The organism is Agrobacterium sp. DKPNP3, assembly GCF_052686535.1.
Genome location: NZ_JBQYSN010000035.1, coordinates 15,254 through 38,683, shown reverse-complemented (window position 1 = coordinate 38,683; position 23,430 = coordinate 15,254). Strand labels below are relative to the sequence as shown.

Here is a 23,430-nt window from a genome sequence, read left to right as displayed (position 1 = left end):
TGAGACAGGTGCGACAGCCTCTCCCCGTCCCTGCCGCAATGATCAGGGAGGGATCATCAATGCATATCGACAAGATTTCCGACATGATCGCACATTTCATCGGGCTGTTTGACACGGTTATCGATGAAGCGCGTCTCAGAGCCAATCTGACCGAAGGGCACGTTCGTGCCGCTCCGGACAGACTAGCGGCAGATGAAGCAGCGGGGCTGCCCGACAAGAATTATGACGTTCCGCTTCAGGACTACGAACCCGGCGTCAATTACCGGGCCGGCTATTACGATTTCGACTATGTCCGGCCGCACTTCGCGCGCGGCGTCGAACACGACAGCCAGCAACTCGCGAACAATGTTCCCGCTGACATGTCAGCCAGCAATTTCCGCTTCCCCGGCCGCACTTCATTTGAAGAAGAGCGCGAGTTGGTGGTTCACACCGGTCCAGGCTCCGTCATCGGTCATCTTTCCCAGGTCAATATTCTTCAGGACGATGACTATCTGAACATGACGGATGGTCCGGATGTGGCACGCGACACCTCTTTCGTGACGCAACGGACCGTGGAATTCTATAACGAGGCGTCCGTCTTTACGCCGTTTTCCACCTTCCAGCGCGTCGATGGTTACGATGCCCTGCAGGCGCTGGCCAAATCCGCGCATGACTATATCGATCATGCCCGCGAAAACGGCGTGACCTCCCTCGGCACCGGCGCGGATAAGGATTTCGTTCTCGCCGGCCATGATATCAACGGCCTTTACATCAACGGAGAATTGGCCCAGGCCAAGCCGACGCTTGACGACCTCATGCCGGATCGGGGCATCGCCAAGCCCGCCGATTCGCCTGAAAAAAGCGAGGTTTCGCTGCACGAAGACAGCCCTGCCGGCAACAGCCTTGACGTTGCCGCGGGCGCCAATGTCGTCGCCAACATCGCCACGCTGATCAATACCGGCGTCATGACCTCCGTAACGGCTGTCATGGGCGATTATCACCAGATCGACGCGATCACTCAATCCTATGTCTATAGCGACCGTGACGAGATCGACTCTGTCTTCACGCGGTCCGGTGATCAGGTGGCCACCGCCGCCTATAACATCGCCAGTTTCGAGCGGACGGTTTTTCCGGGTGCCGAGAAGGATGCGGGAGGCGGCGACGACAATGGCGAACCGCCGACATTTCCCACGGCGTGGCGCGTGAGTGTGCTGGCAGGCGACGTCTCCTTCGTTCACTGGATCGAACAATATCAATTCGTCAGCGACAACGACACGATGACGGTAACGACCTCGGGCGCCAGCGTCAGTCTGCTGACGGGCGGCAATGCGACACTCAACGTCGCCAATTTCCTCGGCATCGGCATGCAGTACGATCTCGTCATCGTCGGCGGTCATGTGCTCGACATGAACATCATCAGCCAGGTCGCCGTGCTTTACGACAATGACTGGGTTCGGGCCAATCCGGATGCCCCTGAGGGTGCCACCGTCCAGTCAAGCAACAACCTGCTCTGGAACGACGCCACAATCCACAATGTCGGCAGCAACGAACGTTTCGAGACGATGCCCGACTACATGAATCAGACAGTGACCGCGATCAACGAGCGCGACCCCAACATGCCGGACGGCTTGGCCCATGATGCTAATTTCGCCGGTTATCAGGGGCTCAACGTCCTCTACATCACCGGCAATCTCTACGATGTCAGCATCATCAAGCAGGTCAGTGTGCTCGGCGATTCCGACGATGTGACGCAGGCCGCGGCCAGGGTTATCGAGAACAACGAGGATGCGACCGTCCACATCGACACCGGCAGCAACGCCGTCGTCAATCTCGCGCAGATCATCGATTACGACAGCTTCGGATCAACGACATATGTCGCCGGCGGCGTCTATTCCGACGCGATACTCATCCAGGGCGGCATTATCGAAAATGACATGTCGCAACCCCAGCACGGCCAGCTTGCGAACGAGGTCATCGCCTTTCTTCACGACGATCCGGCCACAATCGAAAACGAATCCGATGGCGTCATCAATGCCGGCCATGACCTGTCCTGGTCGAACGCGCATTCCGCCGACGTCATGCAGACGGTGACCGCGTAGCTCTGGCTGGCGGGGCGGCGAGCGCCCTGCGAAGTCGAACCGCAGACACCGTGAGAACACCGAGGGGACGGATAAAAATGGATCATATATCAAGAAAAACCATTGCCGATGGGCAATCGCTGGACCTGCCGCTCGATCAGGATGTGGAAGACAGCAAACTGACAGCCGCCTGCATTTCAGCCATCAACGAAGCCGTGGAAAACCTGCGCCATCTCTCCGGTTCAGACCAAGAATCAAGAGTGACATCAGCGCCCACTCAGTCCCCTCCCTCACAGGCTCTTTACCAGCCGCAGATAAAAGCGTCCCAGGCGGAGCAATTGCGGGATATTCCCTCGGCAAAACCGGCACCGCAGCCAGACCGGCCACCCGCCTCCCCATCACAACCGCAGACCAAGGTCGACAGTCCCGACCTGCCTTTCGTCAAGACCATCGACAATAATGTCGGTCCAATTCGTGAAAATGAACGCCGTCCGGCAACGGGTGGTGGCGGCAAAGAGCCAATAGAGAATGGCAACGGAGGTGGTGGTGGCGGCGGTGGAAGCCAGAGTGGCTTTCACAAGCGCAGCGAGCCGATCAACTTCGCCGCAAGCCTTGCCAAAGGCATCGCCGCGGTTCGGCGCAACATGGTGGTGGTGATGCTGTTCACCATCGCCATCAACATCCTGCTGCTCGCCATTCCTCTTTATCTGTTCCAGATTTCCGACCGCGTGCTGACCAGCCGCTCCATGGATACGCTCGTCATGCTGACGGTCGCGGTCCTCGGCGCTGTTCTGTTGCAGGCCTTCATGGATGCCATCCGCCGCTTCATTCTGATGCGCACCGCCGTTGAACTGGAAGTCCAGCTTGGGGCACCCATTCTGTCGGCCGCTGCCCGCGCCTCACTGCACGGCAGCGGCAAGGATTATCAGATCCTCCAGGATCTTCAGCAACTGCGCGGCTTTCTGACATCGGGCACGCTGATTGCGTTTCTCGATGCACCGCTGATGCCGCTCTTCATCGTGGTGGTCTATCTCGTCCATCCACACCTCGGCATCATCATCATGGTCTGCTGCGCCGTCCTTTTTGGCATTGCCTGGCTCAACCAGCGTTTTACCGCACGGCAATTTGCCGAGGCATCCGGTTATGCCAGCCGCGCCAACTTCCACCTCGACTCCATGTCGCGCAATTCGCAGATCATCAATGCGCTCGCCATGATCCCCGAGGCGGTGAAGATGTGGGGCCGCGAAACCGCAGGCTCCCTCAAGTCGCATGTGGCGGCGCAGGACCGCAACATCATGTTCTCGGGTGTCTCCAAGGCTGCCCGCATGATCACCCAGGTGGCGCTGCTTGGCTGGGGCGCGCATCTGTCGCTGTCGGGTGAGTTGACGGGCGGTATGGTGATCGCGGCTTCGATCATTTCCGGCCGCGCGCTTGCGCCCATCGAAGGCGCGATCGAAGGCTGGCACCAGTTCAACAAATCCGCAGCCTCCTACGGCCGCATCAAGCAGCTTCTCGTCAACTCGCCGCTGAACTTTCCTCGCCTTCGCCTCCCCAATCCCGAAGGGCGGCTCGATGTGGAGCGCATCCTCTTCGTGCCGCCGCCACAGAAAAAGGTGATCTTGAACGGCATTTCCTTTTCGCTGAAAAAAGGCGAGTCCCTGGCAATTATCGGCAACTCCGGCTCCGGCAAGACGACGCTCGGCAAGATGCTCGTGGGCTCCATCCTGCCGACATCCGGCAATGTGCGCCTTGACCTCATGGATCTGCGCAACTGGGACCAGCGGCAGTTCGGCGAAAGCATCGGTTACCTGCCGCAGGACGTGCAGCTTTTCCCTGGCACCATCAAGGCCAATATCTGCCGCATGCGTGACGATGTCGAGGACCGACAGATTTATGAGGCCGCCGTGCTGGCTGACGTGCACGAGCTGATCGCTGGCTTTCCTCAAGGGTATGAGACCGTGGTTGCCGCCGATGGCGCACCGCTCTCCGGTGGCCAGAAGCAGCGCATCGCGCTTGCCCGCGCCTTCTTCGGCGATCCGAAATTCGTTGTGCTTGACGAGCCGAACTCCAATCTGGATACGGCTGGCGAACAGGCTCTGGCAAAAGCACTGCTGCACGCCAAGAAGCAGGGCATTACGACCGTCACCATCACACAACGTCCGGCGCTTCTGCAATGCGTCGACAAGATCATGGTGCTGAAGGACGGGTCCGTCGCCATGTTCGGTGAAAGGTTGGATGTGCTGAAAGCGCTGTCCGGCAACGGCCGTCCGGGCAGCCAGTCCCCGCAGATCGAGGGTTGAGGATCGTCATGTTCAAGAAGAAGAATGCCGTCGCAGAGGTCAAACCGCAGGGTCAGCTGGAATGGTACAGCGAGGTTCCCCGCTCAATCCGCCTGCACAGTTCGATTGGCCTTGCCGTTTTGCTCGCCTCCTTTGGCGGCTTTGGCTACTGGGCGGGCACAGCTCCGCTGTCCTCCGCCATCATCGCACAGGGCAGCTTCGTCGCCACGGGCAACAACAAGGTTGTTCAGCATCTGGAAGGCGGCATCATCAAGGAAATGATGGTGAGCGAAGGCGACACGGTGAAGGTCGGCGATGTGCTTCTCACACTCGACAAGACGACCGCCCTTGCCAACGAGCGCATGCTGCAATTGCGCCGTCTGCGCCTCGAAACCATCGTCACGCGACTGCGCGCGGAAGCTCAGGGGGAAAAGAACTTCAAGGTTCCCGAGATCGTGATGAAGGAGGCGGGCGATCCCGATATCAAATCCATCATCCAAAGCCAGAACATCGTCTTTCACAGCAAGCTCGTAAAGCTGGAAGAGCAGCTGAACCTCATCAACAAGAACATAAAGTCACTTGAGTTTCGGTATGCAGGGTATGATGGGCAGAAGCAGTCTTTCGACCGGCAGCTGGCGCTTCTCACCCAGGAACGCGATTCCAAGGAGCGACTGGCCAAGGACGGCGTCATTCGCAAGACGGACATGCTGGCGCTCGAGCGCGCAATAGCCGATGCCATGGGCGATATCGCCCGTCTGACGGGGGAGATGAACCAGAGCGAAGCGGAGATCGCCAAATTCAAGCAGGAAGCCATCATCGCCGTCAACGCCAACAAGCAGGCGGCGCTGGATGCACTTGAGACTGCGGAAGCCGATCTCGACAGCGTGCGCGAACAGGTACGCGGCGCCGCCGAAGTGCTGGAACGCACCGTCATCCGCTCCCCCGTCAACGGCACGGTCGTGCGCGCTTATTACCATACACCCGGCGGCGTCATCACGACGGGCAAGCCGATCATGGAAATCCTGCCGGCGCATGTTCCGCTGATCCTCGAAGCTCAGGTGCTCAGGACCTCCATCGACCAGCTGCATGAAGGCCAGACGGCAGCAATCCGCCTCTCGGCGCTGAACCGCCGCACCACGCCGGTTCTCAACGGCAAGGTCTTCTACGTGTCGGCCGACAGCATCGAAGAAAATGCCGGTCTCCAGGTGAAGGATGTCTATATCGTTCGCGTGCAGATCCCTGACGAAGAAATCGCCAAGGTCCATAATTTCCACCCCGTGCCCGGCATGCCGGCCGATGTCCTGATCCAGACGTCAGAGCGTACCTTCTTCGAATATCTGACGAAGCCGATCGCCGACAGCATGTCGCGCGCCTTCAAGGAAAGATGAATAAATTACAGCAGTGTAGACTGTCTTTCGGTGGTGCGTCGACCTATAATGACCTCCTCGGTGCCGGGCTCGGGAGAAGCAAAATGGCGGTAATGTCGGACGTATTGCTGCTGGTCGGCAGGTTGAATTACGTGTGGACTAACACCGAAAGCCTGATGATCTATCTGATCGTCCATCTCCTAAGAGTAGACAAAGAGGCGGCCATCGTCGTGTTCCTCACCCTCAATACCACGCGCGCGCGCATGGACCTGATTGAGCGACTGGCAAAGCTTCCCACCTCCGATGCAAAGGATCGCAAGACGATCCTGTCCATCATGGCACGCCTGAAGAAGGAAGCGAAAACGCGCAACAAATATAATCACTGCATTTATTCGTTCGACGAGAAAGGCGAAATCGCCAGCACGCAGCTGATGCGGTTGGTGGAAGATGACAGACAGGTGCGCTACGGCAAGGTGGAAAAGATGGACGAGAAGGAAATCGAACACCTCGAAAAATCCATTGCCGACATCGTTGCGGTCAGTAAGGACTTGTGGAGTTTCATCCACGCCAGCCCGCATGTCTCAGCGGATTATCTCTAGGATTTTGTCTGTAGTCGCATGCCGATCGCCGGATGAAGCTCGCTACCCCGCGCTGCCCTTGCCGGAAGACACAGCTTGCCCGCCGCGAAATAGAGCAGGAATGAGCCGATCTGGTACGGGAAGATGATGTCGATCTCGACGAATGACCGGACGACAAACAGTGCGCAGATCGCAAACAGGATGACGCCCTGCGGATCGCTCCTGCGCATCAGAACCGAGCGAAGATGCCCGAGCAGGGTACCGTACAGCACGATCGCAAGCAAAATCATGCCGGCGAAGCCGTTTTCGACGACCGTTTCGATATAGGTATTATGGAAATGGAAGCCGCTGCGGCCGGTGATGAAGAAATCATTCCAAAGCCGTTCTGCATCCGCAAAACCCACCACCCAGAAACCTTGGTACCCGACACCCAGGATGGGATTCTGTTTTGCCGCCTCGATACCCTGCTGCCATAGATAGGTGCGGCCGGTCAGCGTCGAATCCTTGCCGAAAATGCCGAGGATGGCGTCTAGCAGGCCAAACTGCAGGGACGCCACAGCCAAGAGAGCGCCGAGACCGCCGAGCGCAAAAAACGTGATCTTGCGGTTGGCAGGGGACAGCATGCCCATCGGAATGAAGCCGATGATGAGGGCGACTACAGCCGCCGTGGTGATGGCTGATGTCGCAGACTGCGACGCCAGCAAACTATAGGCAGACAACAGGCCCGTAACGCCGGCAATCGGCAACCAAATGCCTCGCTGCTTCAGAACCAACACGGAGGATGCGGCGAAAATGACGCCAAGCGACGCATAAAAGCCGAGCTGGTTCTTAGAGGAGAAAGCACCAACGAAACTATAGGTGCCGTCAAGCGCGTCGAAGAGATAGATGCCGAAGAGAAGCGAATAAAGCAGCACAAGGGCGATGCCGATGAGCGCACCCCGTGTCATCGTGCGTATGGAAATTACCCGCATGGCGATGAGCGCGCAGACAATATGCGTCATATATTGGATTGAAGCGCGCATGGTCACGGAGACCGCCTCTGACCAGAAGCTCGACAGGACGGTGAGGATGCCGAAAGCGAATATCCACAAGTAGCGCGGATAATTGCCAAGCACCCGCCGGTAATCTACGAGCACAAGCGGCAGCCACAGGCCATAATAGGCCAGAACCGAAACCATTCCGAAGCGCGACGAATAAGCGAAAACGAAGAATGACAGCGCGATGGCCACCATTCCGTAGATCTCGTTGCGTTCAGGGTCGATCAGGGCCGATTTGGCAATCCGCATGAAGACCTCACTGCATCAGGATTTCAGACGAAACCTTGATGACATCCCCGGGCTGCAGCAAGGCGTTTTCATCCACTTTCAGCTCTTTCGGCGTGCCGTTTTCCTCACGGACGACGACGTAAGAGATGGTGGCGGACTTGCCCGACGGGTCGAAACGGATCGCTTCCGCCGACTGCGCGAGCGCCTCCGACATCAATTCCCGGCTGGTGGTAAGCTGCAGATTGAGCTTGTCGAGTTCGGCTTCCGTGTCCTGCAATTCCTTGGAGCGCTGCGCCACCCAGTCATTGCGCAGGTTGATCTCATCCTGAGTCGCCTTGTTGATATCCTGCTTGGCGCGCAGCGACTGCGTGTCGATATCAAGCAGCGTGGATTCGACCTCGGCCGCGCGCTCTTCCGCGGAAATACGGCGCTGCGACAGTGCCAACCCCTGCTCGTTCAGCCGGTTGACCCGATCGCGGTCCTCGTTGGCAAGCTGGAGCTGGCGGTTCTGGGTTTCGGATTTTTTCTTCAGGGACTCGACCTCGCTCTGCAACAGCGCATGCAGGTCGGTCAGGGCCTTGAGCTGCAGGGTGTAACGCTCGGTTCGAGATTTCATCAGTGCGCTTTCGCTGGCAAGGAGAGTGTCGATCTCGGCAATCTTCTCCATCTCGGGCGTCTTGGTGATCGACTGATCGCCCTTGACCTCGGCAATCAAGCGCGCCTGACGCGCCAGCAACCTTGCCCGCTGGTTGTCATAAACGGCGGCATCACCGCGCGCATTGATGAAGTCGCGTGCAAAGCGCTGCCCCGCATCGGACCGTCGCAACCCGCCAGCCAGGCTGACAGCCTTGAGAACGGTGATATTGGGGGCATAGGGGTACTCACCCGGCGTCTGCACGTCACCGCTCAAAAAGATCGGCCGGAACTGCGCGATCTCGACGGAGGCGGAAGGCAGGTTGCGCAGGGCAAACTTGCTTTGAAGCTGGGCGCCGATCTCTTCGCTGACCTCGGACGGCGTTTTGCCTGCGACGTTGAGCTGACCGATGAAGGGCAACGACAGTGAGCCGGATGGTCCAACGGAATAATCACCGTTGATCACATCCCAGTTCCGGATACTGCCATCCGCCGGTTGCCATTCGGCGACACGGATGCGCAGCTTGTCGGCGGTGCCGAGTTTATACTGGGCGCCGTCCGCAGCCGAGGCGGAAAGCGGCGCGGAAAAGGCAACGGAGGCCGCAAGAAGGAGAGCCACAAACGAGCGATGGGCGGGGCGGCGGGCGGCAGAAAAGCCGTTCATCGGGAAACTCCCTGTTAGCGGATCGCCTTACCGGCGATCAGGCCGTCGCGCGACCCGCGGGCCGCGCCGCAAAAGCGGCCAATACGATTAGCACCAATAACGCACCCAAGGACCGGACTTGGGATCCCGGTCAGGGTGCGTGTCGAAACAAAGATCGATAAAGCCGAACTCAATATCAGTATTCAGTAGCTTCCGCGTGACAGGCACACGGCGGGGATCGTCTTGACGATAATGAACACATCCTGGCGCATGGACCAGTTCTGTACATACTGCGTATCGAAGGCGACGCGGGTCTTGTAGGACACGTCGTTGCGGCCGCTGATCTGCCACAGGCCAGTGAGACCCGGACGGGTGCTCAGGTAATAGGCGGCAGCATTTTCGTAGTAGCTGAGTTCCTCATCCACGACAGGACGCGGACCGACGACACTCATTTCCCCACGAATGATGTTCAGGAGCTGCGGCAGTTCATCGAGCGAGAGCTTGCGCAGAACGGCACCGACGGCCGTGACGCGCGGATCGTTTTTAAGTTTTCGGGTCGCACGCCATTCCTCGGCGGCTTCCGGATTGGCGGCAAGATATTGCCGCAGGATCTCATCACCGTTCATCGCCATCGTCCTGAATTTCAGGCAATGGAAATAACGGCCATTATGGCCTACACGACGGTGGCCATAAAAGATCGGGCCAGGATCAGACAATTTCACCAGCACTGCGATCAACAGGAATATCGGGCTGAAGATAAGCAGCGCAAGTGCAGCAGACGTCACATCGAAGCTGCGTTTTGCGATGCCTCCGATAGGGAAACTGACATCGAAATCTTCGGAGCTGCTGAGTGTCTGTTCAGCCGATTGGGTCGCGGACTTCATAGAGAGAACTCCATTTATGTTTTGCGATTGGTCGGTGCCCGGAGGCGCGTCTTTCCGTCTTAAGGAGATAACAAGTGTGTGTTCGGAATTTGATGCTAATGGATTTTTTGTAAGGCACATTGGCCATCACCGTCTATGCGATTTCTTGCGCAAGCGGCCGATCAACGTTCGGGCAATATTAACGGTTGCATAAAAAAGAAACAAATGTGTCGACGGCCATGTGTTCAGAGCATGGGTGTCGTCTGAACATGTATTGGATTTCGTGTGGTCAGCGGTCTGTTCTTATGTGTTTCTTATGACTTGGCGCAACGGGACAGAAACGATAAGAACAGCCAAGGATCTGGTGGACTATTAAATTTTTTTGCGCCGCAGCAAGATTGTGGCAATGCATATAAAATTTGACATATCGACGCACTGTTTTTTGTACGATACCGTGCTTTGAACAAGAAAAAGCGATGGAAAAATCGCTAAAGCGCGGCAAACGCGGCAGAACCGTGGCGAAATACCGCAGTTTCCTCATGGCAGCCGCGCACTAATCGCATAGCTCAAGGCGCTTTTTTTACCGCGGCGGGGCCTCGCAGCCTACCAGTCGCACATTTCGGGGCAAAAGTCCGCGGGAATCAGAAGGTCGGAGGCGTGCACGCGCTGATGACTTCGCATGGAACCGGACCGACACAGCGAAAGCGGTGAGGCCTTCGGCTTTCGAAATAATAGGCATCGCCCGGCCCGAGCACGCGCCTTTCCTCATCGACAGTCACCTCCAGCCGCCCGGAGAGGATGATACCGCCCTCTTCGCCATCATGAACCAAAGGCACCTTGCCGGTATCGGCGCCGGGCTGATAACATTCCTTCAGTATTTGCAGGCTTCGGCCGAAGACATTGTCACCCACCTGCCGGAAGGAAATCGGACCCTTGCCGATTTCGACGAGCTCATCCGCCCGGTAGAACGCCTTGCGGCTCGTCTCGGGCTCGAAGGCGAAAAACTCGGCAAGGCCGATCGGTATTCCATCTAGGATGCGCTTCAACGCTCCGACAGATGGGTTGGAGGTGTTGGATTCGATCAGCGAAATAGTTGAATTTGTGACCCCGGCGCGCCTTGCGAGCTCCCTCTGGGAGATATTGTGGCGAAGCCTCAAATGACGCAAACGTCCACCGATATCCACCGACATGCCTGCTCTCCCGTTGCCGTTGTTCGAAATATCGAAAACATGCCTTTAGGCGAAGAGCAATATCAATAGCTTGGGCACGAATAGAAAAGGGCTTGTTCAGTCGCCAAAATAGCTTTCAATCGCGGCCACGAACAGGAGACTATCATGGACAACCCGAGCCGATCCAATTCCACCTCTCTCGACAGCTATTGGATGCCGTTCACTGCCAACCGGCAGTTCAAGGCAAATCCTCGCCTGCTGACCAGCGCCGAAGGCATGTATTACACCAGCAACGACGGCCGTCAGGTTCTGGACGGCACCGCTGGTCTGTGGTGCGTCAATGCCGGCCACGGGCGTCACCAGATAGCATCCGCCGTCAAGCATCAGCTTTCGACGATGGATTATGCGCCTTCTTTCCAGATGGGTCACCCGATCGCCTTTGAATTTGCCGAACGGCTGGCGGAAATCGCGCCCGGGCCGGAAGGGGCGAAACTGGACCGTGTCTTCTACACCGGCTCTGGATCGGAATCCGTCGATACAGCCCTGAAGATCGCCATCGCCTATCAGCGCGCTATCGGACAGGGCACGCGGACGCGTCTCATTGGTCGGGAGCGCGGTTACCACGGCGTTGGTTTTGGCGGCATCTCGGTGGGTGGCCTCGTTAACAACCGTCGCGTCTTCCCGCAAATCCCCGCCGACCATCTGCGCCACACCCACGATCTCGCGAAGAACAGCTTCGTCAAAGGTCAACCCGAGCACGGCGCAGAGCTTGCGGACGATCTGGAACGGTTGGTCGCCCTGCATGGGGCCGAAACGATCGCTGCCTGCATCGTTGAGCCCGTGGCCGGCTCGACCGGCGTGCTTGTGCCACCGAAGGGTTACCTCGAACGCCTGCGGGCCATCTGCGACAAGCACGGCATCCTTCTGATTTTCGATGAAGTCATTACCGGTTTCGGCCGCATGGGCTCGACCTTCGCCACGAACTATTTCGACGTTACCCCCGATATCGTCACCACGGCCAAAGGCCTGACCAATGGCGCAATCCCGATGGGTGCGGTCTTTACCAGCCGCAAGGTGCATGACGCCTTGATGCATGGGCCGGAAAACCAGATCGAGCTTTTCCATGGCTACACCTACTCCGGTCACCCGGTGGCCTGCGCCGCCGGCATCGCCACACTTGATATCTATCGCGACGAAGGTCTCTTCACCCGCGCTGCCGGACTGCAAGATGCCTGGCATGACGCCATCCATTCGCTGAAGGGCCTGCCCAATGTGATCGACATTCGCACCATCGGCTTCATCGCCGGCATCGAGTTGCAGCCACGTGACGGTGCTGCGGGCGCGCGCGCCTATGATGTCTTTGTGGATTGCTTCGAGCGTGGCCTGCTGATCCGCGTGACCGGCGACATCATCGCTCTGTCGCCGCCGCTCATCGCCGAAAAATCCCATTTCGACGATATCGTCTCCATCCTGGGTGAAGCGCTCAAACGGGCGCAGTGAAATTACCGATCACTAATAAAGAAAAGGCTGCAATATATATTGCAGCCTTTTTTGACTTCCATCAAGCGTGGAACAAATAGAGCATTCATTAAACATATTCTATTATCGTCTCGCAGTATAACAACTGCGTGGGAACACTCTTATGGCTTCGATTCAAAGCAAAATCATATTGGCGAGCATTGCAATATTCTCCATCACCGGCAGCGCCGCCGGTATCGGCATATGGTCAGCGGCTAAGCTGAACAGTAACAGCGAATATGTCGGCCTTTCCGCCGATGTCCTGCGCAACCACATGCAGGCAGACATGATGCATGACGCGCTGCGCTCTGATGTACTTGCCGCCATCCTTTCCTCCGATGCCCGGATGAATCTCGACCTCAAGGACGTCAAGGCCGATCTTGACGAGCATGAAGCCAGCTTCCGCGAGGCGATCGAAGCCAATAAGTCGTTATCATCAGGCACCGATGTCAAAGCCGTTATCGACAGCGTCGAAAAACCGCTTCTCGCTTATATGGATGCAGCCGATGCAGTCGTGGCGCTCGCGGGTACCGATCAGGAAGGGGCCATCAAACTGGTGCCCGAATTCATGCGGCAATTCTCCGCGCTGGAAAAAGCGATGGAAACCGCAGGCGACCAGATTCAGGCTCTTTCCGACGCCGCCTCGGCCAAAAGCGAAAAGACAAAGGCGACGATCGATCTCGTCCTGAAAGGGCTCTTGGTCGCTGCAGCAATGTTCTGTGGCGCGCTTTTCCTTCTCACCCGCAAATCGGTTATCCGTCCGATCCTGCAATTGGCAAAGAACATGGAGAGCCTGGCGGGCGGCGATACGTCACAGCCGCCGTCCGGCATTGATCGCAAGGATGAGATTGGCTCAATGTCCGGTGCGGTCGAAATCTTCCGGCAGTCGGCGATCACAAATCGCGCCCTCGAGGAACAGGCTGCAGCAGCACGTCTACAGGCGGAAGCTGATCAGGAAGCCGCCCGCCGGCAGGCTGAAGAAGACGCCTCGGAAAGACTGCGTATCGCTACGTCCGGTCTTGCGGCTGGCTTGAAACGGCTGGCTTCGGGAGATCTGGCGTTTCAGCTCGATGACGCCTTCGCGCCGCAGTTCGAGGCGCTGCGCCATGATTTCAACAGCTCTGTCAGGCAACTGGCGGAAACACTTACCGCCATATCAAATGGCGTCGGCACGATAGACGGTAGCAGCCGCGAAATTGCAGCCGGCGCCGGCGATCTTTCGCGCCGCACGGAAAGTCAGGCGGCTTCTCTCGAGCAGACTGCGGCTGCGTTGGATGAGATCACCGTCAACGTCTCGAACGCCAACAAACGCGCCATCGAGGCGCGCCTGGCTGCAACCGACGCCAATGAGAGCGCGCTGAAATCCGTCGAAGTGGTAAGCCATGCCGAAGAAGCAATGCGGCGCATCGAAGCCTCGTCTCAGCAGATAACCGGCATCATTTCCGTTATCGATGAAATCGCTTTCCAGACCAATCTACTGGCGTTGAACGCGGGGGTGGAAGCCGCCCGCGCTGGCGAGAGCGGCAAGGGTTTTGCGGTCGTCGCGCAAGAAGTGCGCGATCTCGCCCAGCGGTCGGCAAAGGCTGCAAACGAAATCCGTGACCATATCCGCCAGTCCTCGGCCGAGGTTGAAAACGGCGTGAAGCTCGTTCTCAATACCGGCACCGCCCTGAAGGATATCGGTGAGCGCATCGCGGGCATTGACCGGCACATGAACGCCATCGCTACATCGGCCAGCGAGCAAACGACCGGTCTTGCGGAAATCAACGCGGCGGTGAATTCGATGGACCACGCGACGCAGCAGAATGCGGCTATGGTCGAACAGTCCACGGCGGCTTCAGCGACGCTCGCGGCTGAAACGGCGAAGCTGCGCTCCCTGGTCTCTCGCTTCCGTCTGGAAATGGAAAAGGACAATACCCGTGCCCGCCGGGTCGCCTAATGGCGAAAGTGGCATGGCAGACTTTTCGACATCCGATACCGGGCGCAACTCACGGCGTATCCGCGCCGTGAGTTGACGTTCTGAAGATCAATAAGCCTGTACCGGCTGCGACAACCCGTCGCCGATGACGCCGTTGCCGTACTGCGCCACGGGTACGCCTTCCTGGCCGATTGGAACGCCCTGCTGGGCCGGGCCGAGAGATGTCACGACAATCGGCGTGCCGGCGGGAACGCGGTTGTAGAGATCGACGATATCCTGGTTCAGCAGGCGGACGCAGCCCGATGACACCGACTTGCCGATGGTCCACCATTCGGGCGAGCCGTGCAGGCGGTAGATCGTATCCTTGCCATCCTTGAAAATATAAAGCGCGCGCGCGCCGAGCGGGTTTTTCAACCCCGGCTCCATACCGCCGTTGCGGCTGCTATAGGGTTCGAGCTCCGGCTGGCGTGCAACCATCTCATCCGGCGGGGTCCAGCGGGGCCATTCGCGCTTGTACTGGATCACGCCGCGGCCGGACCATTCAAAGCCGGCACGACCAAGACCAACGCCGTATCGCATCGCCTGTCCGTTTTCATAGGTCAGGTAAAGGAAGTGGTTGGCGGTATCGACAACGATCACGCCGGGACGCTCGCCTGTCGGGTTTGCAACCATCTGGCGCAGAAACTGTCGTGGAATGCGCTTGTAGGGGATTTCCGGAAGAGGAAACTGCTCATCCGGCTTCGGACCATACATCAGCGCATACATGGGATCATCGGCGGGAGCGGCAGGTTTTGCTACTTCGCGCGCCGTGGTGTTGCAACCGGCAAGGCCGGCAAGGGCCAATCCACCGGCTCCAAGCAGGAAGCCCCGCCGGGTCGTCGTCGTCTCGTTCAATTGAAAAACCTCATTAACGTCATCTCGCGCTGGCAAAGGGGTCTGCCAGCGCCGCCTCGGGGCGGCTGATTGGGTACTTCGTGCCGGAAACCTGAGACGCCATGGCTTTAGCGCCATTGGATTTCAAGATTGCCCGGAAGCTTGGATGCATGCCGCCGTCTACATACGCGCTGAGGGGGGCGGAAGTTCCCTCGCTCATCGCGGCGGCAAGTTTTTGTTGCTCCTGCACCAGTTTCGAGGCCACTTCCGGCTCCGGCTGATTGACGACAGGTGGGCAGGCAGCGAGCGGATCGGCAGGCTCACCTCCCGCAAATTCGCTGTTAAAGACATAACGGCGTCCGCATACGGACACCTTGGGCTGGCGGCGCGTGATCTCGAAATAATCGTAGCCCTCTTTGAGCGTCTTCCAGAAAGACATATTTGGGTCGTCCCGATGCGCCACCATGTTCCGTGCCGTCATGCGGAAGGGATAGGCCTGAACCTGGAAGCGATCCTGGCCGCCCTGAAGCGCCCGCGCCACGATGGCGTAAATCTCGCCTACTTGGCTGTCCGTCATGGCGTAGCAGCCGGAAGATGAGCAGGCGCCGTGGACCATCAAAGCCTCGCCGGTGTAGCCGAGGGCCGATTCCAGCCGGTTCGGGTAACCCAGGTTAAACGAGACGTAGTATTGGGAGTTCGGATTGAGCATGCCCGCGGAAACATGATAGAAACCTTCAGGTGCCTGCCGGTCGCCGGTTTTCGTCTTGGGGCCAAGTTTGCCGGACCAGCGGCACATGGGGTAGGTCTTCAGCAGCGCATAGTTGCCCGTCTTGTCCACCTTCCAGACTTCGAGTTCGCTTTCCTGCTTGAAAATGCGAACGAGGACAGGGCTTTCCGGGCGCATGCTCTTGGCCGACATCTGCGCCATCATTTTTGAAGACAGCTTAGGCGGATCTTTTTTGACGCTATCGAGTCCCATGGAGGTGCATGCGGCAAGGCTGCCTCCGATCGCAACGACCGCAGCCATTCGTGCTCCCGCCCTCACCTTTTGCCGTAACCCCGCAGCTGCGAAAGTCAGCAACGCTTGGATGCTCATGGATCTCTCTACCCGCCTGATTTGCCCGCCTTTGCGGCAGAGGCTTAACTACCGAAGGTGGCCACAACACGGCAACCTCGCAATAGACAAAGTCTCGTGAAGAGACGTTACCCATTCGTTAATCATGGGCACACAAGGCCGTGAGGGTAGGTTCCAAGGGCGCAAGCAGCGCCCGGGATCACCTGAGGAGACCCTGCCCGCCATCGATCCAGACCGGCGTGCCGGTAATATGGCGCGATGCATCGGACGCCAGAAATTCGATCAGGTCGGCAACATCCTCGCTCGTCCCCGCGACACCACCCGTCACCGGAATGTCCCCTTCCGGGAAGCGGACGGGCACCTCGGTCTTTTCGCGGGCGCGGATATCGGTATTTTCGTCGATCGAGGTCTTGATAGCGCCCGGACATACGGCATTGACGCGTATCCGGTGTCGCCCAAGCTCCAACGCCAGTTGCTGCGTCATGGCCACCTGCCCGGCCTTGGTGACGGAATATGCGGTTGCCCCCGGCGAGGTGAAGGTGCGCGTACCATTGATGGATGAAACGATGATGATCGAGCCTCCGCCTGCGGCCTTCAGATGCGGCACGCTGGCATGGATCGTCAGGTAAGTGCCGCGCAGATTGATGCGGATCGTATCGTCCCATTCGGAAGGCTTCAATTCATCGATCGGCGCCCAAACACCGTTCACACCCGCATTGGCCACGACGACGTCAATTCGGCCGAACTCTCCAACCAGCGATTCGATAGCAACTCGCATCGCCTCCTCATCGGACACATCAGCGACGAGTATTTTGGCGGGCGCGTCCCCCATCTCCGCCGCGACATCCTGCAGCTCACTTTCGGTGCGCCCGAGAAGGCCGAGCGCAAACCCCGCGGCAGATAGTTGAATGGCGGCGGCGCGCCCGATCCCGGAGCCGGCACCTGTGACGAGAGCAACTTTGCGGTCAGCCACGATCAATATCCTCCCTTTGCCGATGCAATGGACGTGACGGTTGCCGACGCTGGCTTGCCCACTGGGAGACTGGCTCCTTCCTCCACAATCCCGCGATCTTTCGCTTCGCACGCGCTTTCCTGAGATTCTGGGGCCTCGCCCTGTACAGTGCTCAACGCGGAGAACTGAGAGGGAGCGTCCGTTCCGTGACGCGTTCCGAAAGCCGTGAGCTGAACCAGCACTGCACTTGCGCGCCGCATCGCTTCCACGTCATCGATATCATGCAGACCATCGGCAAGACGCACGGACACATGATCGCCATCGCTACCGACGAACTCGACGGAGGTGGCGCCGTTATTGCGTTTTACATGGGTCGTGGATAGTTGCATGAAGTGCCCTCCGGTTGGCGATCAGCAACGAAAGTCGATGCTGGAAACGATAAATATATGATTTCAGAACAATTCAGGGCGGCAGGGGTTCCCGATGAATGATGCCTTCGGTGCGGAATTGCAGAAGCGTTTTTTTGAGCGCGATGCCGTAGAAGTGGCGCGCGACCTCGTCGGCGCAGAGTTTCGCGTCGGCAATGTCGGCGGCCTGATCGTTGAAACGGAAGCCTATCACCCGGATGACCCGGCCTCGCACAGCTTTAACGGTCAAACACCGCGAAACAAGGCAATGTTCGGCCCGGCTGGGCATCTCTATGTGTATCGCTCCTACGGCATCCATTGGTGCGCCAACTTCGTATGCGCCCCCGGATCTGCGGTGCTTCTGCGTGCCATCGAGCCAACAGCGGGTATGGAAATGATGAAAGTCAGGCGCGGAACAGACAAGCTCAAGCTCCTCTGTTCGGGCCCCGGCAGACTTTGCCAGGCATTGGCGATTACGGGGGATATGGACGGGATGCCACTTCAAGCGCCACCGTTTTCGCTGCGCCTCGCGAAGGAAGCCGCCGCGGTCTCAAGTGGCAGACGCATCGGCATAAGCCGCGCAGTCGACTATCCTTGGCGCTTTGGGCTTAGGGGCTCTGCATTCGTCAGCAAGAAATTTGACGATGTCACCGGGTGACAGACGAAAAGACTTTCGGCGGCTCGTCATTTTCGTCAGGATTTGGATTGGGCAGCTCATCCGGCAGCCTGTCCGGCTCGGGCTCCTTGACCGGAGGGATGTCCGGCTGCGGCGGTACCGGCACTGGCTGATCCGGATAGGGCTCAACGGGTATGGTGGTCATCGCGGTCTCCTGACAAACGCAATGCCCCTTGAAGCGAATTGCGGTTTGGATTTCGGGAGGCGGCAGGCGCCATCTCCAATCGGGCGGCACAACGTGAAATTCGCCCACCGGTCACATGCCGATCAGGTCCCTTGGGTTCCGTTGCGCCGCCCAGGGGTCTAACAGGAAACGTCGGAACGACAGGTCCGTTCCGTTTGATGGGGAAGTTTCTGACTTTGCTCAGGCGAAGCCAAGCGCGCTGCGGGAGACATTGCGATCATTGCAATAATCTCTGGAATGGGCTTCGTGCCCATGTTCCCGCGCTGTAGAAACTGTCAGTTCCGGGCTCGAAACGTTGAGAAATGCGTCCGCATAAGTCCCGGTTGCTTCGACGTCATCGATGACGGGCTGCTGTTGCGGTTTTAGAAATTCAAACATCTATCATCCTCCCTCAACACGTCCCCTCAACGCGCCGGCACGGGTCCTGTTCCATCAAGCCCGCTGCATTTCCGATTATACAGAAGATGAGGCAGCCGTATAGACGGCCAAAGACGAACAGCCATCACACGATGTTCACAAAATGGAATGGAATCAGCATTCTATGCTGACAAGCTCAGACGGGGCCGACTGATTCCCGCAGGATCAACTCGACCGGCCAGAGTTCCTGGACCTCCTGCACCGGACGACCGCCTATAATCTGCAACAGCAGGTCCGTTACCCGCATCCCCGCCATGCGCATCGGCGAGCGCGTGGTGGAAAGGGGCGGCATCATGCTCTCCGGTGTCAGGTACGGAAACACGTCGTCGTGAGCGATGACGGAGACATCCTTGCCGATGGTGAGCCCCATCTGCGTTGCGGCGCGGTAGACGCCCTGAGCGGTCATCATTGCACCGGCAACGAAGGCCGTGGGGCGCGGTGTCTGCTCGAGAAGCGAGCGGGCGAAACGAAACGCCGTTTCCTCGCTGAAATGCTCATTCATCATGAAACGCGGCTCCGGCGTTATCCCGTGGGTTGCCAGTGCCTCGCGAAAGCCCCGTTCGCGGTCCTGCACAAATGTGCGGCCAACGGGACCGTTGATCAGGGCGATGCTTCGATGTCCACGTTCCAGAAAATGGATCGTCGGGCGGTAGGTGACATCGTGGTTGTCGATATCGAGCCAGGCATGTTCGAACGCTGTCCTCGAGCGTCCGTGAACGATGAAGGGAATACCCAAGCGGTTCAGCAGTGCAATACGTTCATCGTCAGGGCGCGGAGAATGCACGATGATGCCGTCCACGCGGCCGCTCGCGGCAAGCCGGCTGAAGATCGCCAGTTCCTCATCAAGATTATTGTCTACGGTGACGCTGACAAGAATATCAGTCTCTTCCCGTTCGAGCCGCGTCGCCATGCCGCCCATGAATTCCGAAAAGAAATGCCCGCCACCCGACCGGCCCATTACGACCCCAATCGCGCCTGCCCTGCCGGTCGCCAGCCTGACGGCGTTGGCATTCGGCCGATAGCCGTATTTCAGGGCGGCATCCATCACCCGCTGCCGCGTCTCCTCGCGCACCTCGGGGTAACCGCCAAGCGCGCGGCTGACTGTGGTCGGCGAGAGCCCGACCTTTTCTGCAAATTCCTTGAGCTTCATATTTTTTGCCAATTTGCCCCTGCATGCGTCGCCGCCGCGGATTTTTCAAGCCGACAAAAATTGAAAACGATTTCAATTTTCTTCCATCTGAAACCTTACAGTTGATCTCCCTGAAAGGCAAACATCGAAAATCGCGAACGAAATCGCCCGATTTCCAGTGAGTTAGAAAGAGTATTGACAGATTGCTCGGCTTTTGAGAGCCTCGCGCCAGTCAAAAGCGCTTTCAATTTTGAGGACAATCGGGAGCGTCAACGGAGGAGTTTGACAATGAATATTTCAATCAAGACTTTGTTCCTGTGCGGCAGCGTACTTTCCGCTGCTGTTTCGGTGCAGGCGGCGGAGATTTCCATCGCTGCGAATTCCACCGGAAAGAACGTCGCATTTTTCCGCGAACGGATTGCTGCCTTCGAAAGAGAAAGCGGGCACAAGGTCAATCTGGTGACCATGCCTTCTTCTTCGAGCGAACAATTCAGCCAGTACCGGCTTTGGCTTGCCGCCGGCAACAAGGACGTCGACGTCTACCAGACGGACGTTATCTGGGCGCCGCAATTGGCAGACCAGTTCGTGGATCTGACGGCAGCGACCAAGGATGTCATCGGAGATCATTTCCCCTCGATCGTCGCCTCTCAGACGGTGGACGGCAAACTCGTTGCCATGCCGATGTTTACCGACGCGCCGGCACTGTTCTATCGCAAGGACCTTCTCGAAAAATACGGCAAGCAGCCACCGAAGACCTGGAAGGAACTCAGCGAAACCGCCAAGGAAATTCAGGAGAAGGAGCGCGCGGCCGGCCAGAAGGACCTCTGGGGTTTTGTTTTCCAGGGCAGCGCCTATGAGGGTCTAACCTGCAACGCGCTGGAATGGATCGCCTCAGCCGGCGGTGGGCACATCGTAGAAACAAATGGCGATATCTCCGTCAACAATGAAAAGGCCGCCGCGGCCATCGAAACCGCCAAAGGCTGGGTCGGCACCATCGCGCCCCAGGGCGTGCTTGCCTACAAGGAAGAGGAAGCGCGCGGCGTCTGGCAGACCGGCAATTCCGTCTTCATGCGCAACTGGCCATACGCCTACGCGCTTGGCAATGGCGACGATAGCGCCATCAAGGGCAAGTTCGGCGTCACCCCGCTGCCGGCTGGCGCAGAAGGCGAAGCACCGGCCTCGACGCTCGGCGGCTGGAACCTCGCGGTCTCGAAATACTCTGCCAACCAGGAAGCGGCCATCCAGCTGGTGAAATTCATGGCGTCCAAGGACACCCAGAAGATGCGCGCCGTGCAGCTTTCCAACATGCCGACGATCGCCTCGCTCTACGACGACAAGGATGTTGCGGCGGCGCAGCCCTTCATGCCCACGTGGAAGCCGATCTTCGAGACCGCTGTTCCCCGCCCTTCCGCCTCCGCCAAGGTAAAATACAATGAGGTTTCGGCCAAGTTCTGGGGCGCCGTGCACAACACGCTCTCCGGCAACGGTACGGCGGCGGAAAATCTCGAGCTTCTCGAGGTCGAACTGACCGATCTCAAAGGCAACGGCTGGTAACCCGCCCGCACGGGAGGCGGTCACGCCTGATCATCTCCCGTGCCCAAACCGCGAGATATCTTCATGAACGACATCGCCCTTCAAAGGCCGGTCGCGGCTTCCGGCACCGGCTCCGACCTGCAGTCGGAACGACTGAAATCCGCCTGGCTGTTTCTGGCCCCCACATTTCTGGTTCTGGCGCTGGTGGCCGGTTGGCCGCTCGTGCGCACCGTCTGGTTCAGTCTTACCGATGCGTCGCTGACCAATCTCGAAGGCGCGCAATTTGTCGGCCTCAAGAACTACCTCACCTGGATCACGCTCAGCAGCGGCCGCACGATCTATCGCGGCCTGCTTGCCGACCCCGCCTGGTGGGGTGCGGTTGTCAATACGCTGAAATTCACTGTCGTCTCCGTCAGCCTCGAAACGGTGCTCGGACTAATCGTCGCATTGGTGCTGAATGCCGAATTCAAGGGCCGCGGTCTCGTGCGTGCAGCCATTCTCGTTCCCTGGGCGATCCCCACCATTGTCTCCGCGCAGATGTGGGCATGGATGCTGAACGACCAGTTCGGCATATTGAACGACCTGTTCCTCAATCTGGGGCTGATCTCCAACAAGATCGCCTGGACGGCCAATCCCGAAACCGCGATGGTCGCCGTCTTGATCGTCGACATCTGGAAGACCACGCCCTTCATGGCGCTTCTCATTCTCGCCGGTCTTCAGATGGTGCCGAAGGATATGTATGAGGCAGCGAAGGTGGATGGGATTCATCCCGTCAAGGTGTTCTTCCGTGTCACCCTGCCAATGATCCGTCCGGCGCTGATGGTCGCCGTGATCTTCCGCATGCTGGATGCGATGCGCGTGTTCGACCTGATCTACATCTTGACGCCGAATAACGCCCAGACGCGCACCATGTCCGTGCTCGCACGCGAGAACCTGTTCGATTTCGACAAGTTCGCCTATGGCGCGGCCGCCTCCACCATGCTGTTCCTCATCATCGCCTCGATCACGGTCATCTATATGTGGCTCGGGCGCGTTAACACGGATGGAGCCCAGCGATGACAATGCCAAACATCCTGAAAACCACCGCTTTTTATGCGCTGGTCGCCGTTATCATGGTGATCTCGGTATTCCCCTTCTATTACGCGATCCTGACCAGTCTGAAATCCGGTTCAGCCCTGTTCCAAGTCAATTACTGGCCGCGCGAATTTTCGCTTACCAACTACAACTTCGTCATCGGCAATGGCACCTTCCTGCGCAATCTCGGCAATTCGTTGCTGGTTGCGTCGTCCGTGGTCATCCTGTCGCTGTTTCTGGCGGTTACGGCATCCTATGCGCTGGCTCGTGTCCGCTTCCGCGGCCGCGCGCTACTGCTGCTCACCATCCTTTCGGTTTCGATGTTTCCGCAGATCGCCGTCCTCGCCGGCCTGTTCGAATTGATCCGCTGGGCCGGCATCTTCAACACGCCGCTCGCGCTGATCTTTTCCTACATGATCTTCACCCTGCCTTTCACGGTCTGGGTCTTGACGACCTTCATGCGCGACCTGCCGATCGAGATCGAGGAAGCGGCGATCGTGGATGGCGCGACACCATGGGTCATCATCACCCAGGTCTTCATGCCACTGATGTGGCCCGCACTCGTTACGACAGGGCTTCTCGCCTTCATCGCAGCGTGGAACGAATTCCTCTTCGCGCTCACCTTCACCTCATCCAACGAGCAGCGCACTGTGCCCGTCGCCATTGCTCTTCTGTCTGGCGGCTCGCAGTTCGAAATCCCGTGGGGAACGATTATGGCAGCGTCCGTCATCGTCACCGCTCCGCTCGTTGTCCTCGTTCTGATCTTCCAGCGACGCATCATCTCCGGCCTCACCGCCGGCGGCGTCAAAGGCTAGGAGAA

At 58.4% G+C, this 23,430-nt stretch carries 21 protein-coding genes; 11 read left to right on the top strand and 10 right to left on the bottom strand.

Going from position 1 to position 23,430, the window contains the following annotated elements:
- Positions 1-59: 59 nt before the first annotated feature.
- The 4 genes from ACUTJJ_RS12025 (at position 60) to ACUTJJ_RS12010 (ending at position 6,302) form a co-directional block, all read left to right on the top strand.
- The gene (locus ACUTJJ_RS12025; RefSeq protein WP_445542317.1) at positions 60-2,078 is read left to right on the top strand and encodes a hypothetical protein; all 2,019 of its coding nucleotides are present in this window, start codon (positions 60-62) and stop codon (positions 2,076-2,078) included.
- Positions 2,079-2,155: 77 nt separating this feature from the next.
- The gene (locus ACUTJJ_RS12020; protein WP_445542316.1) at positions 2,156-4,357 is read left to right on the top strand and encodes a type I secretion system permease/ATPase; all 2,202 of its coding nucleotides are present in this window, start codon (positions 2,156-2,158) and stop codon (positions 4,355-4,357) included.
- 8 nt (positions 4,358-4,365) lie between these two features.
- The gene (locus tag ACUTJJ_RS12015; RefSeq protein WP_063950050.1) at positions 4,366-5,724 is read left to right on the top strand and encodes an HlyD family type I secretion periplasmic adaptor subunit; all 1,359 of its coding nucleotides are present in this window, start codon (positions 4,366-4,368) and stop codon (positions 5,722-5,724) included.
- Positions 5,725-5,807: 83 nt separating this feature from the next.
- Positions 5,808-6,302: a hypothetical protein gene (locus ACUTJJ_RS12010; protein ID WP_445542315.1), complete on the top strand. Its 495-nt coding sequence runs from the start codon at positions 5,808-5,810 to the stop codon at positions 6,300-6,302.
- On the opposite strand, the gene ACUTJJ_RS12005 is transcribed toward ACUTJJ_RS12010, so the two are convergent.
- The 4 genes from ACUTJJ_RS12005 to ACUTJJ_RS11990 form a co-directional block, all read right to left on the bottom strand.
- A complete protein-coding gene (locus ACUTJJ_RS12005; RefSeq protein ID WP_445542314.1) occupies positions 6,299-7,567 on the bottom strand; it encodes an O-antigen ligase family protein in 1,269 nt (422 codons plus the stop codon). The two genes, ACUTJJ_RS12010 and ACUTJJ_RS12005, sit on opposite strands and share 4 nt — an antisense overlap.
- 7 nt (positions 7,568-7,574) lie before the next feature.
- Positions 7,575-8,843, bottom strand: a complete 1,269-nt coding sequence (locus ACUTJJ_RS12000) for a polysaccharide biosynthesis/export family protein (protein ID WP_445542313.1) — start codon at positions 8,841-8,843, stop codon at positions 7,575-7,577.
- A 182-nt stretch (positions 8,844-9,025) separates the two neighbouring features.
- Complete coding sequence (locus tag ACUTJJ_RS11995; RefSeq protein WP_063950054.1) at positions 9,026-9,706, bottom strand: sugar transferase; 681 nt, start codon at positions 9,704-9,706, stop codon at positions 9,026-9,028.
- A gap of 620 nt (positions 9,707-10,326) precedes the next feature.
- Positions 10,327-10,875, bottom strand: coding sequence for a cupin domain-containing protein (locus ACUTJJ_RS11990; protein ID WP_003500658.1), 549 nt, complete (start codon positions 10,873-10,875; stop codon positions 10,327-10,329).
- Between the two features lie 144 nt (positions 10,876-11,019).
- On the opposite strand from ACUTJJ_RS11990, the gene ACUTJJ_RS11985 reads away from it, so the two are divergent.
- Both ACUTJJ_RS11985 and ACUTJJ_RS11980 read left to right on the top strand, forming a co-directional pair.
- Positions 11,020-12,354, top strand: coding sequence for an aspartate aminotransferase family protein (locus ACUTJJ_RS11985; RefSeq protein ID WP_445542312.1), 1,335 nt, complete (start codon positions 11,020-11,022; stop codon positions 12,352-12,354).
- A 142-nt stretch (positions 12,355-12,496) separates the two neighbouring features.
- The gene (locus tag ACUTJJ_RS11980) at positions 12,497-14,311 is read left to right on the top strand and encodes a methyl-accepting chemotaxis protein (RefSeq protein WP_144577690.1); all 1,815 of its coding nucleotides are present in this window, start codon (positions 12,497-12,499) and stop codon (positions 14,309-14,311) included.
- 87 nt (positions 14,312-14,398) lie between these two features.
- Here ACUTJJ_RS11980 and ACUTJJ_RS11975 read toward each other — a convergent pair whose 3' ends face one another.
- The 3 genes from ACUTJJ_RS11975 to ACUTJJ_RS11965 form a co-directional block, all read right to left on the bottom strand.
- Positions 14,399-15,184: a L,D-transpeptidase gene (locus ACUTJJ_RS11975; protein WP_063950057.1), complete on the bottom strand. Its 786-nt coding sequence runs from the start codon at positions 15,182-15,184 to the stop codon at positions 14,399-14,401.
- A 19-nt stretch (positions 15,185-15,203) separates the two neighbouring features.
- A complete protein-coding gene (locus ACUTJJ_RS11970; RefSeq protein WP_445542311.1) occupies positions 15,204-16,259 on the bottom strand; it encodes a L,D-transpeptidase family protein in 1,056 nt (351 codons plus the stop codon).
- Positions 16,260-16,437: 178 nt separating this feature from the next.
- Positions 16,438-17,211, bottom strand: coding sequence for an SDR family oxidoreductase (locus ACUTJJ_RS11965; protein ID WP_445542310.1), 774 nt, complete (start codon positions 17,209-17,211; stop codon positions 16,438-16,440).
- A 185-nt stretch (positions 17,212-17,396) separates the two neighbouring features.
- On the opposite strand from ACUTJJ_RS11965, the gene ACUTJJ_RS11960 reads away from it, so the two are divergent.
- Positions 17,397-17,573, top strand: coding sequence for a hypothetical protein (locus tag ACUTJJ_RS11960; RefSeq protein ID WP_445542309.1), 177 nt, complete (start codon positions 17,397-17,399; stop codon positions 17,571-17,573).
- Positions 17,574-17,673: 100 nt separating this feature from the next.
- The gene (locus tag ACUTJJ_RS11955; RefSeq protein ID WP_445542308.1) at positions 17,674-18,255 is read left to right on the top strand and encodes a DNA-3-methyladenine glycosylase; all 582 of its coding nucleotides are present in this window, start codon (positions 17,674-17,676) and stop codon (positions 18,253-18,255) included.
- On the opposite strand, the gene ACUTJJ_RS11950 is transcribed toward ACUTJJ_RS11955, so the two are convergent.
- From ACUTJJ_RS11950 to ACUTJJ_RS11940, 3 genes are all read right to left on the bottom strand, one after another.
- Positions 18,245-18,418 carry a hypothetical protein gene (locus ACUTJJ_RS11950; RefSeq protein ID WP_404495569.1) on the bottom strand — a complete coding sequence of 58 codons (174 nt, stop codon included), beginning with the start codon at positions 18,416-18,418 and terminating at the stop codon, positions 18,245-18,247. The two genes, ACUTJJ_RS11955 and ACUTJJ_RS11950, sit on opposite strands and share 11 nt — an antisense overlap.
- Before the next feature lie 219 nt (positions 18,419-18,637).
- Positions 18,638-18,835 carry a hypothetical protein gene (locus tag ACUTJJ_RS11945; RefSeq protein WP_445542307.1) on the bottom strand — a complete coding sequence of 66 codons (198 nt, stop codon included), beginning with the start codon at positions 18,833-18,835 and terminating at the stop codon, positions 18,638-18,640.
- 175 nt (positions 18,836-19,010) lie between these two features.
- Positions 19,011-20,024 carry a substrate-binding domain-containing protein gene (locus tag ACUTJJ_RS11940; protein ID WP_445542306.1) on the bottom strand — a complete coding sequence of 338 codons (1,014 nt, stop codon included), beginning with the start codon at positions 20,022-20,024 and terminating at the stop codon, positions 19,011-19,013.
- Between the two features lie 267 nt (positions 20,025-20,291).
- On the opposite strand from ACUTJJ_RS11940, the gene ACUTJJ_RS11935 reads away from it, so the two are divergent.
- The 3 genes from ACUTJJ_RS11935 to ACUTJJ_RS11925 all read left to right on the top strand — a co-directional run bounded on the left by ACUTJJ_RS11935 (position 20,292) and on the right by ACUTJJ_RS11925 (position 23,425).
- Positions 20,292-21,557, top strand: a complete 1,266-nt coding sequence (locus tag ACUTJJ_RS11935; protein WP_445542305.1) for an ABC transporter substrate-binding protein — start codon at positions 20,292-20,294, stop codon at positions 21,555-21,557.
- A gap of 63 nt (positions 21,558-21,620) precedes the next feature.
- Positions 21,621-22,595, top strand: a complete 975-nt coding sequence (locus tag ACUTJJ_RS11930; protein ID WP_063950064.1) for a carbohydrate ABC transporter permease — start codon at positions 21,621-21,623, stop codon at positions 22,593-22,595.
- Positions 22,592-23,425: a carbohydrate ABC transporter permease gene (locus tag ACUTJJ_RS11925; RefSeq protein ID WP_063950065.1), complete on the top strand. Its 834-nt coding sequence runs from the start codon at positions 22,592-22,594 to the stop codon at positions 23,423-23,425. The genes ACUTJJ_RS11930 and ACUTJJ_RS11925 overlap by 4 nt, the downstream gene beginning before the upstream one ends.
- Positions 23,426-23,430 lie beyond the last annotated feature (5 nt).

What these genes read in the sequence shown, in the direction of transcription:
- ACUTJJ_RS12025 (WP_445542317.1), top strand. Translation starts at nt 60, where the DNA reads ATGCATATCGACAAGATTTCCGACATGATCGCACATTTCATCGGGCTG.
- ACUTJJ_RS12020 (WP_445542316.1), top strand. Translation starts at nt 2,156, where the DNA reads ATGGATCATATATCAAGAAAAACCATTGCCGATGGGCAATCGCTGGAC.
- ACUTJJ_RS12015 (WP_063950050.1), top strand. Translation starts at nt 4,366, where the DNA reads ATGTTCAAGAAGAAGAATGCCGTCGCAGAGGTCAAACCGCAGGGTCAG.
- ACUTJJ_RS12010 (WP_445542315.1), top strand. Translation starts at nt 5,808, where the DNA reads ATGGCGGTAATGTCGGACGTATTGCTGCTGGTCGGCAGGTTGAATTAC.
- ACUTJJ_RS12005 (WP_445542314.1), bottom strand. Translation starts at nt 7,567, where the DNA reads ATGCGGATTGCCAAATCGGCCCTGATCGACCCTGAACGCAACGAGATC.
- ACUTJJ_RS12000 (WP_445542313.1), bottom strand. Translation starts at nt 8,843, where the DNA reads ATGAACGGCTTTTCTGCCGCCCGCCGCCCCGCCCATCGCTCGTTTGTG.
- ACUTJJ_RS11995 (WP_063950054.1), bottom strand. Translation starts at nt 9,706, where the DNA reads ATGAAGTCCGCGACCCAATCGGCTGAACAGACACTCAGCAGCTCCGAA.
- ACUTJJ_RS11990 (WP_003500658.1), bottom strand. Translation starts at nt 10,875, where the DNA reads ATGTCGGTGGATATCGGTGGACGTTTGCGTCATTTGAGGCTTCGCCAC.
- ACUTJJ_RS11985 (WP_445542312.1), top strand. Translation starts at nt 11,020, where the DNA reads ATGGACAACCCGAGCCGATCCAATTCCACCTCTCTCGACAGCTATTGG.
- ACUTJJ_RS11980 (WP_144577690.1), top strand. Translation starts at nt 12,497, where the DNA reads ATGGCTTCGATTCAAAGCAAAATCATATTGGCGAGCATTGCAATATTC.
- ACUTJJ_RS11970 (WP_445542311.1), bottom strand. Translation starts at nt 16,259, where the DNA reads ATGAGCATCCAAGCGTTGCTGACTTTCGCAGCTGCGGGGTTACGGCAA.
- ACUTJJ_RS11955 (WP_445542308.1), top strand. Translation starts at nt 17,674, where the DNA reads ATGAATGATGCCTTCGGTGCGGAATTGCAGAAGCGTTTTTTTGAGCGC.
- ACUTJJ_RS11950 (WP_404495569.1), bottom strand. Translation starts at nt 18,418, where the DNA reads ATGACCACCATACCCGTTGAGCCCTATCCGGATCAGCCAGTGCCGGTA.
- ACUTJJ_RS11945 (WP_445542307.1), bottom strand. Translation starts at nt 18,835, where the DNA reads ATGTTTGAATTTCTAAAACCGCAACAGCAGCCCGTCATCGATGACGTC.
- ACUTJJ_RS11940 (WP_445542306.1), bottom strand. Translation starts at nt 20,024, where the DNA reads ATGAAGCTCAAGGAATTTGCAGAAAAGGTCGGGCTCTCGCCGACCACA.
- ACUTJJ_RS11935 (WP_445542305.1), top strand. Translation starts at nt 20,292, where the DNA reads ATGAATATTTCAATCAAGACTTTGTTCCTGTGCGGCAGCGTACTTTCC.
- ACUTJJ_RS11930 (WP_063950064.1), top strand. Translation starts at nt 21,621, where the DNA reads ATGAACGACATCGCCCTTCAAAGGCCGGTCGCGGCTTCCGGCACCGGC.
- ACUTJJ_RS11925 (WP_063950065.1), top strand. Translation starts at nt 22,592, where the DNA reads ATGACAATGCCAAACATCCTGAAAACCACCGCTTTTTATGCGCTGGTC.